Genomic DNA, 16,244 nt, shown 5'->3' on the forward strand with positions numbered 1-16,244 from the left:
TGGACGGATCGTCGAGGATCGGCGGCGGAAAGCCCCAGGCGTCCAGCGATACCCGCGCGAACTCGGCAACTCCGACATCCGTGTCGACTCGTCGGGCCACTACACCCGGCGACAACGGGATCTGTGCCACGATCTCCGGCGCCGTTTTCATCGCCACGATGTCGCGGACCGCGATCGTCGTGGCATTGCGTCGGGCGAGTTCGTCGTCGTCGATGCCGCCGAAGAGCCCGGGAGCGCGCGTGAAGCGCAGTCGGCGCGCGTCGAGACCTCTGCCATGGGCAGCGGCTTCGTCGAGCACCACACTCGGATCGTGTTGTGTGCCGCGATAGTTGAGTAGCGTTGCGGTCCCGTCGATGACGTAGAACTCGTATCCGTCGATCTCCAGATGACGTGAGCCCACCGGATGCCACGACGAGGTCCACCGGATCGACTCCGCGCGCACTCGCTGGGGTGTCCACGTCACCCGAACCAGCGTGCCACATCCGGAACGCACCGAACACATCGTCTCAGTTTGAGAGAAATCCTGAACGATTCCAGAATGCGTTGCATACTGACGAGGTGTCCTCCGCACCGGAGTACGCAGACCAACTGCGTGCAGCCGAACTTCGCGTGACCCGCCCACGGGTCGCGGTGCTGCAGGCTGTCAACACCCACGCGCATGCCGATACGGAGACAATCTTCCTCGCCACGCGCACGATGTTGCCCGACGTCTCGCGTCAGGCGGTCTACGACGTCCTCGGTGCGTTGACCGACGCCGGACTCGTCCGGCGGATTCAGCCCTCCGGCCTCGTCGCACGATACGAGGCTCGCGTTGGCGACAACCATCACCACACCGTGTGCCGTTCGTGCGGCGCGATCGCCGATGTCGATTGCGCCGCGGGAACGACCCCCTGCCTGACGGCGTCCGACGACAACGGTTTCGTGCTCGACGAAGCCGAGGTCATCTATTGGGGTCTGTGCCCAGAGTGCACACCGACGTCCACCGAGGGGTCACATTCGTGATCACAGCCCGAATCACCAATCATCGGAAGGAATAAGAGTGTCTGACGAGAATCCTGGCCAGGAACACCCACCCATCGGCGAGGCCCAGACCGAACCGGCCGAATCGGCGTGTCCGATGCACATCCGCCCACCGGTCGAGGGCGGTGGCAATCAGCAGTGGTGGCCCGAGAAGCTCAATCTTCGAGTCCTCGCCCATAACCCGGAGGTCATCCGTCCCCGCGAACCCGACTTCGACTACGACGCCGCACTGGCAGAACTCGACGTCGACTCTCTTGTCAGCGACCTCAAGGACGTGATGAAGGACTCGAAGTCGTGGTGGCCCGCCGACTTCGGTCACTACGGCCCCTTCTTCATCCGCATGTCGTGGCACGCCGCGGGCACCTACCGCGTCGAGGACGGACGCGGCGGTGCCGGAACGGGTATGCAGCGCTTCGCGCCTCTCAACAGCTGGCCGGACAACGTGAGCCTCGACAAGGCACGACGTCTGTTGTGGCCGGTGAAGAAGAAGTACGGCAAGGCATTGTCGTGGGCCGATCTCCTTGTGCTCGCGGGCAACGTCGCGCTCGAGGACATGGGGCTGCCGACGAAGGGATTCGCGTTCGGCCGACCCGATGAGTGGGAAGCGGACGAGGTCTACTGGGGTGCCGAATCGGTGTGGCTGGGCACCAACCTGCGCTATCAGGGCGGCAAGCGTGAGCTCGAGGAGCCGCTGGGTGCGACCACCATGGGTCTCATCTACGTCAATCCCGAAGGGCCGGAGGGTGTTCCGGACTACATGGCGGCCGCGGCGGACATCCGCGAGACGTTCGGCCGGATGGCCATGAACGACGTCGAGACCGCTGCGCTGATCGTCGGTGGCCATACCTTCGGTAAAACGCACGGAAACGGCGATGCCGAACTCCTCGGACCCGAGCCCGAGGCCTCGCCACTCGAGCAGATGGGTCTCGGTTGGAAGAATCCGCAGGGCACCGGCGTCGGCAACGACGCGATCACCAGCGGCCTCGAGGTGACCTGGACACACACACCGACCAAGTGGGACAACAGCTTCCTCGAGATCCTCTACGGCAACGAGTGGGAGCTCTTCAAGAGTCCCGCCGGCGCGAACCAGTGGCGACCGAAGGACGGCGGCTGGGCCAACTCGGTGCCCGTGGCGCAGGGCGACGGCAAGACCCATCCGTCGATGCTCACCACCGACCTGACGATGCGTTTCGACCCGGTCTACGGGGAGATCACGCGGCGCTGGCTCGACCATCCTGATGAACTCGCCGAGGAGTTCGCGAAGGCGTGGTTCAAGCTCCTCCACCGCGACATGGGCCCGGCCATCCGCTATCGGGGCCCGCTCGTGCCGTCGGAAACCTACATCTGGCAGGACAACGTTCCCGCCGCCGAGGGACCGCTCATCTCCGACTCCGACGCCGACAGCCTCAAATCGGCGATTCTCGAGACCGGTCTGACCGTGCCGCAACTGGTGTCGACGGCGTGGAAGGCTGCGTCGACGTTCCGAGGCAGCGACTACCGGGGCGGCGTCAACGGCGGACGCCTCCGGCTGCAGCCACAGCTCGGCTGGGAGTCGAGTGAACCGGACGAACTCGCGCAGGTCATCACCAAGCTGGAACTGGTCGCCGAGCAGTTCAACGCGGAGCCGGGCACCAAGGTGTCCTTCTCCGACCTTGTCGTCCTCGGTGCTGCCGCCGCGATCGAGAAGGCCGCGAAGGATGCCGGCTTCACGGTGACCGTCCCGTTCACCCCGGGTCGTACCGACGCAACACAGGAACAGACCGACCAGGAGTCGTTCGCCTATCTCGAACCGAAGTACGACGGGTTCCGCAACTACGAGGGCAAGGGCAACGAGCTTCCCGCGGAGTACAACCTGGTCGACAAGGCCAACCTGTTGACGCTGTCGGCGCCGGAGATGACCGTGCTGGTCGGTGGTCTGCGCGTACTCGGCGCGAACTACAAGGGCTCGTCGCTCGGCGTGCTGACGACCAAGCCGGGCACGCTGACGAATGACTTCTTCGTCAACATCACCGACATGGACGTCGAATGGTCGCCGTCCCCCGCCGACGACGGCACCTATGTCGCCGTCGACCGGGAGTCGGGCGAGCAGAAGTGGACCGGTTCGCGGGTCGACCTGGCGTTCGGGGCGAACTCCGATCTGCGTGCTCTCGCCGAGGTGTACGCAGAGGACGGTGCGCAGCAGAAGTTCGTCGACGACTTCGTCGCGGCGTGGGCCAAGGTCATGGAGCTCGACCGCTACGACCTGCACTGATACGACAGATCACCGGGGATGCACCCCGCGGATGTGATCCGCGGGGTGCATCCCCGTCTGCGGTGGAGACGTAGGCTTGTCCCGCGCCTTACGCCACCTCGCGACACGTCGGAGCACTCCCCCGTACTCGCGCGTAGCGCAACGATTCGACACAATCGTCCGGGGCCGCTGTTTTCGACCTCACCGATGCGGAGCGCATCGCCGTGACAACAGAACCGACCCACCCGCGGAGCCACACGCTCCGCACACCGCGTAGCCACGCACTGCGTACACCGCGGAGCCACGGGTTCCGCAGTGTGCGTAGCTGCCGGCTTCGCTCGGCGAGCGGGGGCGCTGCCGACGAGCAGTTTGAAAAAGAGAAGGGAGTCGGTGATGTTCACGCGCATTGCCATCGTGAACCGAGGTGAGGCCGCGATGCGGCTCATCCACGCCGTCCGCGGATTATCTGCCGAGACCGGTCAGCCCATCGAGGTCGTCGCTCTGCACACCGACGTCGACCGCAACGCCACATTCGTGCGTGAAGCCGACATCGCGTACAACCTCGGTGCCGCGGCCGACCGCCCCTACCTGAACCTGAAAGTCCTCGAGCATGCGCTCCTCGAAACCGGCGCCGACGCCGCGTGGGTCGGGTGGGGCTTCGTCGCCGAGGATCCGCTGTTCGCCGAACTGTGTGATCGCATCGGCGTCACGTTCGTCGGACCGTCGGCCGACGCGATGCGCAAACTCGGCGACAAGATCGGCGCGAAACTCATCGCGGAAGAAGTGGGCGTACCGGTCGCCCCGTGGAGCCGCGGGGCCGTCGACACCATCGACGACGCGCTCGACGCCGCCGCGTCGATCGGGTATCCCCTCATGCTCAAGGCGACCGCGGGTGGCGGCGGCCGCGGTATTCGCGTCATCACCAGCGATGACGAACTCCGCGACGCCTTCGACCGCACCCGCGACGAAGCTGCCCGCGCATTCGGCAGCGGCGTGGTCTTCCTCGAGCGTCTCGTGACCGGTGCCCGCCACGTCGAGGTCCAGGTGATCGCAGACGGACAGGGCACGGCGTGGGCGCTCGGCGTCCGCGACTGCTCGGTACAGAGGCGAAATCAGAAGATCATCGAAGAGTCTGCGTCTCCGGTCCTCGCCCCCGAGCAGGTCGCCGACCTCAAGGCATCGGCAGAGCGCCTCGCCGTCGCCGTCGGCTACCGCGGGGCCGCGACGGTGGAGTTCCTCTACCACCCGGGTGAAAAGCTCTTCGCGTTTCTCGAGGTGAACACCCGCCTTCAGGTCGAACACCCGATCACAGAATGCACCACCGGAATCGACCTGGTGCGCGCACAACTCCACGTCGCGTCGGGTGGTCGTCTCGAGGGTGATGCCCCGGCTGAGCGTGGCCACGCGATCGAGGCCCGGCTCAACGCCGAGGATCCCGACCGCGATTTCGCCCCGGCGCCCGGACGGATCTCTCGACTCGAGCTGCCCGCCGGGCCCGGCATCCGCGTCGACACCGGCGTCAGCGAGGGCGACACCATTCCCGCCGACTTCGACTCGATGATCGCCAAGATCATCGCCTACGGAGCCAACCGCAACGAGGCGCTGGGACGACTTCGCCGTGCCATGAGTGAGACCCGCGTGGTCATCGAGGGCGGCGCAACCAACAAGAGCTTCGTCCTCGAACTTCTCGGTCAGCCCGCGGTCATCGACGGCACCGCCGACACCGGATGGATCGACCGTGTACGCGCCGAGAACGGTCTGGTGGTCAATCGTCATTCGGCCATCGCACTCATCGCCGCGGCGATCGACAGCTACGAGGAGGAAGAAGCCGTCGAGCGGCAACGCCTGCTCGCCACCGCGTCGGGCGGCCGTCCGCAGGTGCAGCACGAGAGCGGCCGACCCCTCGATCTCAAACTGCGCGGCGTCGGATACCGGGTTCGAGTCGCGCGAATCGGTGCCAGCCGCTTCCGCGTCGCGATCGAGTCGGGTACCGATACCTACACCGCCGACGTCGACATCGAACGCTTCGACGAGCACGCCGCGCAGATGGTGCTCAACGGGGTGCGCTACCGACTCGTCACCGACACCCACGGCCCCATCCACCTCATCGACGTCGACGGCGTTGCCCACCGCGTCAGCCGCGACGAAGGCGGCGTGGTGCGCTCCCCCGCGCCCGCGCTCGTCGTCGCCACCCCGCTGTCGGTCGGTGACGAGGTCGAGGCGGGCGCACCCGTGCTGGTCCTCGAGAGCATGAAGATGGAGACCGTTCTGCGTGCACCGGTCCGGTCGCGCCTCAAGGAGTGCTCGGTCTCCGTCGGATCGCAGGTCGAGACGGGTGCGACGTTGATGCGGCTCGAACCGCTCGTCGACGACGAGGACGGCGAGGACACGGCCGAGGCGACCGCCGAGAGCGTCGAACTCGAATTGCCCTCCGCACCGGAGAACGTCGACTCCGACGTTCGTACCACCCGCACCCAGGAAGATCTGCGCAGTCAGCTCCTCGGCTACGACGTCGATCCGCACGACCGGTCGCGTCTGCTCGACGACTATCTCGCCGTCCGTCGGGAGGTCCGCGCATCCGGGCGACGTCCCATCGGCGATGAACTCGAATTACTCACCGTGTTCGCCGATCTCGCCGAGCTGAGCCAGAAACGTCCGCCCACGGGTCAGAACCCGGGCTTCGAGCACGTACACAGCTCGCGCGAGAATTTTCACACGTATCTGCAGAGCCTCGACGTCGAACGTGACGGGTTGCCGGAGGCCTTCCACAACCAGCTGCGCCAAGCCCTACGGCATTACGGGGTCACCGATCTCGATCGCACCCCGGAACTCGAAGCCGCGGTCTTCCGCATCTTCTTGGCCCTGCAGAACCCCGCCGCATCGGTCACCGTCATCACGACGTTGCTGCGCGAGTGGCTGAGCGAACCGACGCCCCGCGACGAGTTGCGGGAGGACATCGGTTTCGCGCTCGACCGCATCGTCGCTGCTACGCAGGTCCGCTTCCCCGCCATCGCCGACCTCGCGCGCGGAGTCATCTACGCCTGGTACGGGCAGGCCATGCTGCTGCGTGACCGCGCCCGCGTCTACACGAATGTGCGCAAGCACCTGAAGTACCTGGACGACAACCCCGACGCCGCCGATCGCGACGAGCGCATCGCCGACATGGTCCGCAGTACCGAGCCGCTGGTACGTCTTCTGGGACAACGCATCCAGCGCAGCGGTACCGACAACACCGTGATGCTCGAAGTCCTCACGCGCCGTTACTACGGAAACAAGGGCGTCGACATCATCTCCACGCAGACCGCGCGCGGCACCACATTCGTCGTGGCGCAGCGCAACGGGGCCAGCGTGGTGTCGGCAGCCGTTCCGTTCGACGAATTGGCCTCTGCCGCAAGCGGACTCATCGAACTGGCCAGCAACAGCGCATCGATCGCCGCCGACATCTACGTCAGCTGGGAAGACCAGCCCGACGACTTCGACGCGATGGCGGCCGCGCTGCACGAGATCGTCGCGGCGTCGCCGATGCCCGGCCAGGTGCAGCGCGTGACGTTCACCGTCGCCGGCCGCGGCACCGCGGTCATGCACCACCACTTCACCTTCCGGCCGTCGGCAACCGGCATGGTCGAGGAGCGGCTGATCCGTGGGCTCCATCCCTACATCGCCCAGCGGATGCGCATGGAACGGCTTCGCAAGTTCGACCTCACCAGGCTTCCCTCGGCCGACGACGAGGAGATCTACCTGTTCCGCGCGGTCGCGAAGGAGAACCCCGCAGACGACAGGCTGATCGCCTTCGCCCAGGTGCGCGACCTCAGTTCCCTGCGTGAGAACGACGGTCGACTCCTGTCCCTGCCGACTGCGGAAACCGTGCTCGCCTCCTGCGCGGACTCGATCCGTCGAGCCAAGCGCGGACAGAAGCGTGCGGCCAACACGAACCGCATCGTCATGTACGTGTGGCCGCCGATCGATGCCTCGGACGACGACCTGAGCACGATCGCCGACCACATCCGCGGTACCACGGCCGACGTCGGCCTCGAAGAGGTCCAGCTCATCGCCCGCCGACGCGACCGCGAGACAGGCGAACTGCGCAAGGTGTCGATTTGCTTCTCCGTCAACGCAACCGGCGGTTTCGACGTCGCGATCGGCGAGCCGTCGAGCGATCCCATCGAACCGGTCGACGAGTACCGACAGAAGGTGCTCAGCGCGGCCCGGCGAAACACGGTCTACCCCTATGAGCTGACCGGACTGCTCGGCGACTTCCGCGAGTACGACCTCGATGCCGAACAGCGTCTGGTGCCGGTCACTCGTCCCAAGGGTCGTAACACCGCGGCCATCGTCGCGGGTGTGGTGACGACGCCGACGGAGAAGTACCCACAGGGCATCACCCGCGTGGTGTTGCTCGGCGACCCGACGAAGTCGCTGGGCGCACTGTCTGAACCCGAATGCGCACGGGTCATCGCGGCGCTCGACCTCGCCGAGGAGATGAAGGTTCCCCTCGAGTGGTACGCACTGTCGTCCGGTGCTCGTATCTCCATGGACTCGGGTACCGAGAACATGGACTGGGTCGCGCGCGCACTCAAACGAGTCGTCGAGTTCACCCAGGACGGCGGTGAGATCAACATCGTGGTCGCCGGCATCAACGTCGGTGCCCAGCCGTACTGGAACGCCGAAGCCACCATGCTCATGCACACGAAGGGCATCCTCGTGATGACTCCCGAGTCGGCCATGGTGCTCACCGGAAAGCAGTCGCTGGACTTCTCCGGCGGTGTGTCGGCGGAGGACAACTTCGGGATCGGCGGCTACGACCGGGTGATGGGGCCCAACGGACAGGCCCAGTACTGGGCACCGAACCTCGGGGCCGCCCGCGATGTGCTGATGGCGCACTACGACCACACGTATGTCATGCCGGGCGAGCAGACACCGCGTCGACTGATCACCTCCGATCCGGTCGACCGCGACATCTCCGACTACCCGCACGTACTCGCCGGCAGCGATTTCACCACGGTCGGGCAGATCTTCTCGAAGGAGATGAATCCCGACCGCAAGAAGCCGTTCGATATCCGGACCGTGATCCGCGCGGTTGCCGACCAAGACCACCAGGTGCTCGAGCGGTGGGCAGGGATGGCCGACGCCGAGACCGCGGTCGTCGCCGACGTCCACCTCGGCGGAATACCGGTGTGCCTGCTCGGTATCGAGTCTCGTGAGGTGTCGCGCCGTGGTTACACCCCCACCGACGGCCCCGACACGTACACCGCGGGAACGTTGTTCCCGCAGTCGTCGAAAAAGGCGGCACGCGCCATCAATTCGGCGAGCGGTAATCGTCCACTCGTCGTCTTGGCCAACCTGTCCGGATTTGACGGCTCACCGGAGTCGATGCGCAAGCTGCAACTCGAGTACGGCGCCGAGATCGGTCGGGCCATCGTCAATTTCCGTGGCCCCATCGTCTTCTGCGTCATCTCGCGCTACCACGGTGGAGCGTTCGTGGTCTTCTCCAAGGCGCTGAACCCGAACATGACTGTCCTGGCCATCGACGGATCATTCGCGTCGGTGCTCGGCGGCGCTCCCGCCGCCGCGGTCGTGTTCGCCGGTGATGTCAACAAGCGGGTGGAGGCAGACTCCCGCGTCCGTGACATCGAGGCGCGACTGGCACTGGCGTCCGGCTCCGACCGTTCGGCGTTGAGCGCCGAACTCGCCGACGTCCGCCAGTCGGTTCGGGCCGAGACGATCAATGCGGTTGCTGCGGAGTTCGACGCGGTACACAGCATCCGTCGCGCGGTCGAGGTCGGTTCCGTCGACGCCGTCATCGACGCCGCGGAACTGCGCCCCAGGATCATCGCAGCCATCGAGGGCAACTCCACCTGGTCGCATCGCCGTCATGAGGCTGCCGACTCGGAGCAGGTCTCCACCAGTTCGGGATCGGAACTGTAGGACGCGGCACCCATACCGCTCGGCACGGGGCCGGGAACCGTCACGGTTCCCGGCCCCGTGCTCGTCTGACCGCCCGTGCTCGTCTGATCAGCGGTCAGATCGGCGTTGACGGCGCGAGTGGTCGGCGACCTAGGCGATCTCGTCGGCTCCGGCTCGTATGGCGAATCGACGGACGCGCATCCGCAGATTGTCGATCCTCATGCGGCGCACCAGCTCCCGATCCTGCCCCGCCATCGCCGAGGACGGCAGGCGGTGAACGTTCCGCGAGCACTCGAAGTGCGAGCAGATGAGTGTGCCGATGGTGTCGCCCCGGCGGCCTGCGCTGCCCACTCGACGTGCGGCGAACAATAGGACGTCGTTGGGAAGCGATACGTCCTCGCAGAGTGCGCACAGGACTCGTGTGCGTGGCGGCACTGCGCCCACGCGCAGCCGCAGTCCGACGAGCCCTCCCGAGTCGGTGTGGGGAGCGTCGTCGGACATGTCGAGTCCGCCTGTGCCGTCGGAGACGTCGGGATGCCGAGTGGCATCGACGACGAGGTAGGCGATCGACGGCGTCTTGGGGTCGCGCCAGCCCAGATACTCGAGTCGGTCCCAGTCGAGTGTGTCGATGTCGTCGGGCAGTCGGAGTTCTTTACGCTCACGCACCGACGCGTTGACGAGCGAATCGCGCAGTTCTTTTTCGGAGAGTTGTCGCATGACGAGGAAACACCTGTTCGTGAGAGGTCGCACCGCATGGGCACGAATCGGGAAGGACAGCCGAGTCGGCTCAGCATCGACCGCGCGCTCGCCGGTCGGGCGAGTGCGCAGTCATGGCGGACGGCTATCTGTTGTCGGCGTTCACGCCGACAACCTCCTCACGTCGCACAGTGCGAACAGATGGTGCGGACACGCACCCGAGTCTGCCGTCGACGTTAAACACCGTCAATCCGATTAGTCACGAGACACCGCCGAGGGACGGTCCTCGTGGATCGCCCTCGACGTCCTCGACCTTCCGGCACTGTCGCTCGTCGGGCGCAGGCCATCTCTTGTGACTATGCTGGCGTTTTCCCTGACGGCCGACGCGGACCTCCAGCTGCTTCGCCCCGATACGTCAGAACCATCCGCGGAAGGAGCGCACCGTGTCGACCGACTCCGGAGCACATGCCAGACCCACTGCTGGGCCACGTCCGCCCGGTCACATCCGGTTGACCTCCCACAGCGGCGGCGTCGACGCGCCTTCCCTCACCTGGGGTGCGCCCACCGCGGCGGCGCGGGGCCCTGTCATCGCAACGACCACGACGCGCGGTCACCGCAATGTGGTGGGTACCCACTCGGGGTCCTACAGCGTGTACCGCGCGCTGGCGGTGGCGTCCGGGGCGCTCTCGCGCGAACATCGCGCCGACCTGACGAACACGTCCCCCACCGACGTGGTCGGCCCCTATCCGCAGTGGAGCGATCCCGAGGCGATCGTGAGTATCGACCCGTGGGGTGCGACGGTCGCAGACTCCTTTCCCGAACTCCTCGCGGCGGGCTACGACATCCGGCCGACGATCGCCATCACGAAAGCCCATGTCATTCTCCCCGAGATCGCCGAGGCGATCGCGAAGGGGCGACTGGTCCCCGACAACGAGACCCTGCTCCCCAACGGTGCGGCACTGGTGACGAAAGCCGCTGTGGAGCCGGTGTGGTACCTGCCCGGAGTGGCCAAGCGATTCGGTTGCAGTGAAACGGAATTGCGTCGCGTCCTGTTCGAAGAGACCGGGGGCATGTACCCCGAACTGGTGACCCGTTCCGACCTGGACGTGTTCCTGCCCCCCATCGGCGGACAGACTGTGTACATCTTCGGCGCGCCACGCGATCTCGCCGATCCGACCGTCGAACTCACCGCGCGGGTGCACGACGAGTGCAACGGGTCGGATGTGTTCGGCTCCGACATCTGTACCTGCCGCCCCTATCTCACCCACGCCATCGAGGAGTGCATCCTCGGCGCGCAACGCGGCGGCGTCGGCCTTGTCGCGTACTCACGCAAGGAAGGGCGCGCGCTCGGCGAGGTGACGAAGTTCCTCGTGTACAACGCACGCAAGCGGCAGGTCGGCGGCGACACCGCCGACCAGTACTTCGCGCGCACCGAATGCGTTGCGGGAGTGCAGGACATGCGCTTCCAGGAGTTGATGCCCGACGTTCTCCACTGGTTCGGCATCACGAAGATCGACCGACTGGTGTCCATGAGCAACATGAAGTACGACGCCATCACCGGTTCGGGTATCGAGGTGGGTGAACGCGTCGACATCCCCGACTATCTGATCCCCGATGACGCCCGCGTCGAAATCGACGCGAAGACGGCTGCAGGCTATTTCACCAGTGGTGCGGTGCCCGACGCAGACGAATTGCGTAAGGCGAAGGGTCGGGGTCTGACCCGATGACGTCGACCAATTCGACCCTCGATCCGCTTGCGACGCTGCACAGCACCGCCACGATCCGCGACCGTGCCAACGTCCTGCTGGCCCGGGCACGGTCAGGCGACTCGCGTTGGTTCGGCATCGACGGCGACGCCATCGACACAGCCGCTCACGTCGTCGCCGACGTCACCCGCGGGCGCTACCCGACTCTCGACGTCCCGTTCCACAGCCGCTGGCGCCACTTCGAGGCCGGGGGTGTCGACAGAATCGCCGCACTCGCACAGCGCATGGACACGAGCGTGGACGAGAGGATTCGCACACGCATCGACCTCGCCGTCGTGAGCGTGCTGCTCGACGCGGGCGCCGGCCCGCGGTGGCACTACGACGAGCCCGACACCGGCCTACGGCTCGCCCGCTCGGAGGGACTCGGGGTCGCGAGTCTCCACGCGTTCACCAAAGGCGTGTTCTCCGGCTCGGACGACGATCCGCTGCGTGTCGACGCCGCAGGACTACGTGCACTGACCGCGGACCGGCTCGCCGATGCGTTCGCCGTGACCGTGGACAATCCACTCGTGGGCGTGCAGGGCCGACTCGCACTGTTGCACAACCTCGCCGACGTTCTGGAATCGGCACCCGAGACCTTTGGTCCGGACGGACGCCCCGGTGGTCTTGGCGACGTACTCGTCGATAGATCACGAGCAGTCGACCCGCGAGAAGCCGGATCACGCGAGGTCGGGGCAGGCGACATGCTGGAGTTGCTGCTCACCTGCTTTGCGCCGATCTGGCCGTCGACGAATCGGCTGGGCGATCAACCGCTCGGGGATTGTTGGCGTCACCGAGATGTAGGGGGCGACGGCGAGACCGCCGGGTGGATGCCGTTCCACAAACTGTCCCAGTGGCTCGCATACTCGTTACTCGAACCCTTCAGCGACGAGGGGATCTCCGTAACAGGGGTGAATCAGCTGACCGCCTTACCGGAGTACCGCAACGGAGGCCTGCTCCTCGACGCCGGTGTCCTCGTCCCCACGCCGCTCGACTGGGCAACACGTGAGTGGCGCGTCGACGACGCGTTCATCGTCGAATGGCGGGCACTGACCGTCGCATTACTCGACGAGTTGGCGCCGCGCATCTGCACGCAACTCGGGCTCGACCCGGACAGCACTCCCCTCGCGTGCATCCTCGAGGGTGGCACCTGGGCGGCGGGCCGCGAACTCGCCGCGCAACGGCGGCAGGGACTTCCACCCCTGAACATCATCAGCGACGGCACGGTCTTCTGACCGACACGGACGAGAAGAGCAGACACATGAGCGGCACACTGCACCTCATCGATCACCCGCTGGTCGAACACAAACTGACGTTGATGCGCCAGAAAGAGACGTCGACCAATGACTTTCGGCGGCTCCTCGACGAGATCTCCACGCTGATGGCCTACGACGTCCTCGCTGACATCCCGATGCACGAGATCAAGGTCGAGACGCCGATGGAGGTGACGACGGGCCGGGTGATCGACGGCAAGAAGCTGGTGTTCGCGTCGATCCTGCGCGCCGGGACGTCGATCGCGGACGGCATGCTCGCCGTCGTGCCGGGCGCACGGATCGGCCACATCGGTCTGTATCGGGATCCGAAGACGCACATCGCCGTCGAGTACTACTTCAAGATGCCCAAGGAACTCTCCGAACGCGACGTCGTGGTGGTCGACCCGCTGCTCGCCACCGGGCACTCCGCCGTGGCAGCCGTCGATCGGCTCAAGGAGTACCAACCGCGATCGATCCGTTTCGTCTGTCTCCTCACGTGTCCCGAAGGCCTTGCCACCCTTCACGACGCACATCCCGACGTCCCCGTCTACGCGGCCGCCATGGACCGTGAGCTCAACGACGACGGCTACATCCTTCCCGGACTCGGCGACGCAGGCGATCGGATATTCGGTACCCAGTGAGAACTCACCGATCCTGACCGTGGGTACGCTTCCGCGGTGAGGAGAACGCTGGAGCGTCACCAGGTTGCGATCTACCTCTCCGCGTTCGTCGTGGGCGGCCTCGCCGGTCTGCTGAGCTCACGCCTCAGCGAGGCGGCCGGACATCTCGTGACCCCGGCGCTCGGTGCGCTGCTGTTCCTGACCTTTCTGCAGGTCCCTGTGGCGGGGTTGGTGACCGCGTGGCGTGACTGGCGCTTCGTGCTCGCACTCCTCGCGGTCAACTTCGTGGCCGTGCCCGCAGTCGTCGCGATGTTGACCATCGTGATGCCCGACTCCAATCCTGTCCGGCTGGGCATGCTGATCGTTCTGCTCTGCCCGTGCGTGGACTATGTGATCGTCTTCAGCGGGCTCGGCCACGGACTCATCGACGCCGACACCGCCCGCACGCTCCTCGCCGAAGCCCGGCGTAACTACATCCACCCCGACCACGAGAACTCCGCCCGCGCAGCCCTGCGCTACCCCATCCCCAAGAAGCTCGCCGCGCTGGTCAAGGCCAGTGAGTTGTGCTGCGCGTTCCCGGGCTGCACCAACAAGGTCTTCTCGGCCGACATCGACCACCGGAAACCGTTCAACCACGCCCGGCCAGCGTCCGGTGGCCTGACGGTACGTCGGAACCTGCGGCCGGTGCCCGAAGCGATCGACTCCTCGCGGCGACGCCACTGCTGTTGATCGCGCAGTTCCTCCTCCTGCCCGGTTATCTCGCCGTGCTCGGCGGCCGAACACCGCTCGGCACCATAGACCCGACGCCCTTCGCGGTGGCATTCATCTCGCTGATCGTCGTTCCGCTGCTGTGCGCGTGGGCAGTCCAGTTGTGGTCGCGTAGCAGTCCGGCGCGAGAGGCGCGGGTGCCTCGACTCGACGTCGCCATGGTGCCCCTGATGGCACTCGTGCTCGCACTGGTCGCCGCGTCACAGGTGGCCCGCCTCGGCACCGACCTCTCGGCAGTCGCCGGTGCGCTGTGGATCTACGTGGTGTTCCTCGTGCTCATGCCGGTGATCGGGTGGATGGTCGGGCGGGTCCTCGGGCTGGATACGGGGTCGACGCGCGCCGTCGCATTCTCTGGAGCGACACGAAACTCGTTGGTGGTGTTGCCACTTGCCCTGTCGCTCGACGAAGGCGCCGACCTGGCAGCAACCGCGGTGGTGGCGCAGACGGCCGTCGAGCTCGTCGGGATGGTGATCTTCGTCCGACTCATACCGCGACTCATCCGCGACAGGTGACCGCTGCACCGTCGAGTCTCGAGACGGTCGGGTCGTGCGCCAGGGTGGCTACTTGTGCGGTACGTCGGCCGAGAGTCCACCGTCCATGACGAATTCGGCTCCGGTTGCGTACGACGATTCGTCACTGGCGAGGAAGACCACAAAGGTCGACACCTCACTCGAGTCCGCCGCGCGCCCGAGCGGAACCTTGACCATGTCCTCGGGCAAACCCTCCGTCATCGGCGTCCGGACCAGGCCGGGATGGATGGAGTTGACCCGCACGTTGTGCGGTGCGAGTTCGAGTGCCGCCGACTTGGCCAGTCCACGCACACCCCACTTCGACGCGACATAGCCGTGCGCCCACGGACTACCACGTAGCCCCTCCACCGACGACACGTTGATGATCGACCCACCGCCTGCGGCGATCATCGGATCAGCCACCGACTGGATACCGAGGAACGTGCCCGTCAGGTTGACGTCGATGATCTGCTTCCACTTGTCGAGGCGGAACTTCTGCACTGTCGAGCCGTTCACGATGCCCGCATTGTTGACCAGAACGTTGACCTTGCCGAAATCGTCGACAGCTGTGGCCACCGCGGCCTGCCAGTCGTCGGGCGAGGTGACATCGAGGCGCACATACCGCGCGGATTCCCCGATCTGAGCCGCCAATGCCTTGCCCTCGTCGTCGAGGATGTCGCCGATGACGACCTTGCCCCCCTCTGCGACGAGGGCTCGCGCGTGTTCGGCGCCCATGCCGCGCGCACCACCGGTAATGATCGCCACCTTGCCGTCAACACGTCCCATGGCGACACACAGTACCTGCTGAGAGCACAAATGAGAACACGTTCTACCAACATCGGTCGATACATGTTCTACTGATATGGACATCAGTCCGGACAGATGTTCACCCCACCTGCAGGAGGCATCGGCACATGACGATCAGCGTCGCTCTCGTCGGCACCGGCAACGCGGGAAAGCTCGCGCTGACCCAACTCATCGACGACGGGCGCTTCGACCTCGTCGGCGTCTGTGTCCACAGCCCGGACAAGGTCGGCCTCGACGCCGCACAGCTGGCCGGACTCGATGACACGACAGGTGTCACCGCGATCGACGACCTGGACGCGATCATCGCCCTCTCGCCCGATGTGGTCGTCTATTGCGCCATGGGCGACACACGCCCGGTCGAGGCCTTCAACGACGTCGTCGCGCTCGTGTCCGCGGGTATCGACGTCGTGGGGTGCGCACCCGGCGGGTTGCAGTATCCGTGGGGTGTCATGCCGGAGAAAGCGATCACCAAGCTCGAGAACGCCGCCCGTGAGAACGATGCGAGCGTGTTCGTGACCGGGGTCGACCCCGGCTTCGCCAACGATCTCATCCCCTTCGTGTTCGCGGGCACGTGTCAGCGGATCGAGCAGATCCGCTGTATGGAGATCGCCGACTACGCGACCTATGACGGCGCCGAGGTGATGTTCGACGTGATGGGCTTCGGTAAGCCACTCGACGAGACACCCCTGCTC

At 65.9% G+C, this 16,244-nt stretch carries 10 protein-coding genes and 2 pseudogenes; 9 read left to right on the top strand and 3 right to left on the bottom strand.

Features of this window, described 5'->3' with window-relative positions; genetic code table 11:
* Positions 1–463 (bottom strand): annotated as a pseudogene (locus tag GOOTI_RS24240) (GNAT family N-acetyltransferase); the annotation flags it as partial.
* A gap of 95 nt (positions 464–558) precedes the next feature.
* Here GOOTI_RS24240 and GOOTI_RS24245 point away from each other — a divergent pair.
* From GOOTI_RS24245 to GOOTI_RS24255, 3 genes are all read left to right on the top strand, one after another.
* Entirely contained in the window at positions 559–1,002 is a 444-nt protein-coding gene (locus tag GOOTI_RS24245; RefSeq protein WP_085949825.1) for a Fur family transcriptional regulator, read from the top strand.
* Positions 1,003–1,039: 37 nt separating this feature from the next.
* Entirely contained in the window at positions 1,040–3,271 is a 2,232-nt protein-coding gene (gene katG, locus GOOTI_RS24250) for a catalase/peroxidase HPI (RefSeq protein ID WP_007241245.1), read from the top strand.
* Between the two features lie 372 nt (positions 3,272–3,643).
* Positions 3,644–9,175 (top strand): ATP-binding protein, encoded by a 5,532-nt coding sequence (locus GOOTI_RS24255; RefSeq protein WP_007241246.1) that lies wholly within the window; start codon positions 3,644–3,646, stop codon positions 9,173–9,175.
* Positions 9,176–9,304: 129 nt separating this feature from the next.
* Here GOOTI_RS24255 and GOOTI_RS24260 read toward each other — a convergent pair whose 3' ends face one another.
* Entirely contained in the window at positions 9,305–9,871 is a 567-nt protein-coding gene (locus GOOTI_RS24260) for an FBP domain-containing protein (protein ID WP_007241247.1), read from the bottom strand.
* A 422-nt stretch (positions 9,872–10,293) separates the two neighbouring features.
* Between GOOTI_RS24260 and GOOTI_RS24265 the strand changes: the two genes are divergently transcribed.
* Genes GOOTI_RS24265 through GOOTI_RS24285 form a run of 5 tightly spaced genes read left to right on the top strand, consistent with a single transcriptional unit; the run spans position 10,294 to position 14,748 of the window.
* Positions 10,294–11,577 (top strand): GTP cyclohydrolase II, encoded by a 1,284-nt coding sequence (locus GOOTI_RS24265; protein ID WP_007241248.1) that lies wholly within the window; start codon positions 10,294–10,296, stop codon positions 11,575–11,577.
* On the top strand, positions 11,574–12,830 hold the full coding sequence (locus tag GOOTI_RS24270; RefSeq protein WP_007241249.1) for a URC4/urg3 family protein: 1,257 nt from the start codon (positions 11,574–11,576) through the stop codon (positions 12,828–12,830). Before GOOTI_RS24265 ends, GOOTI_RS24270 begins: the two co-directional genes overlap by 4 nt.
* Before the next feature lie 26 nt (positions 12,831–12,856).
* Positions 12,857–13,489, top strand: a complete 633-nt coding sequence (gene upp, locus GOOTI_RS24275) for a uracil phosphoribosyltransferase (RefSeq protein WP_007241250.1) — start codon at positions 12,857–12,859, stop codon at positions 13,487–13,489.
* A 36-nt stretch (positions 13,490–13,525) separates the two neighbouring features.
* Positions 13,526–14,197, top strand: coding sequence for an HNH endonuclease family protein (locus tag GOOTI_RS26990; RefSeq protein ID WP_007241251.1), 672 nt, complete (start codon positions 13,526–13,528; stop codon positions 14,195–14,197).
* Positions 14,194–14,748: a hypothetical protein gene (locus GOOTI_RS24285; RefSeq protein ID WP_007241252.1), complete on the top strand. Its 555-nt coding sequence runs from the start codon at positions 14,194–14,196 to the stop codon at positions 14,746–14,748. Before GOOTI_RS26990 ends, GOOTI_RS24285 begins: the two co-directional genes overlap by 4 nt.
* Positions 14,749–14,796: 48 nt before the next feature.
* On the opposite strand, the gene GOOTI_RS24290 is transcribed toward GOOTI_RS24285, so the two are convergent.
* Positions 14,797–15,531: a glucose 1-dehydrogenase gene (locus GOOTI_RS24290; protein WP_007241253.1), complete on the bottom strand. Its 735-nt coding sequence runs from the start codon at positions 15,529–15,531 to the stop codon at positions 14,797–14,799.
* Positions 15,532–15,659: 128 nt separating this feature from the next.
* On the opposite strand from GOOTI_RS24290, the pseudogene GOOTI_RS24295 reads away from it, so the two are divergent.
* Positions 15,660–16,244, top strand: a pseudogene (locus GOOTI_RS24295) (diacylglycerol kinase); the annotation flags it as partial.

The sequence above is a fragment of the Gordonia otitidis NBRC 100426 genome, assembly GCF_000248075.1.
Taxonomy (GTDB): domain Bacteria; phylum Actinomycetota; class Actinomycetes; order Mycobacteriales; family Mycobacteriaceae; genus Gordonia; species Gordonia otitidis.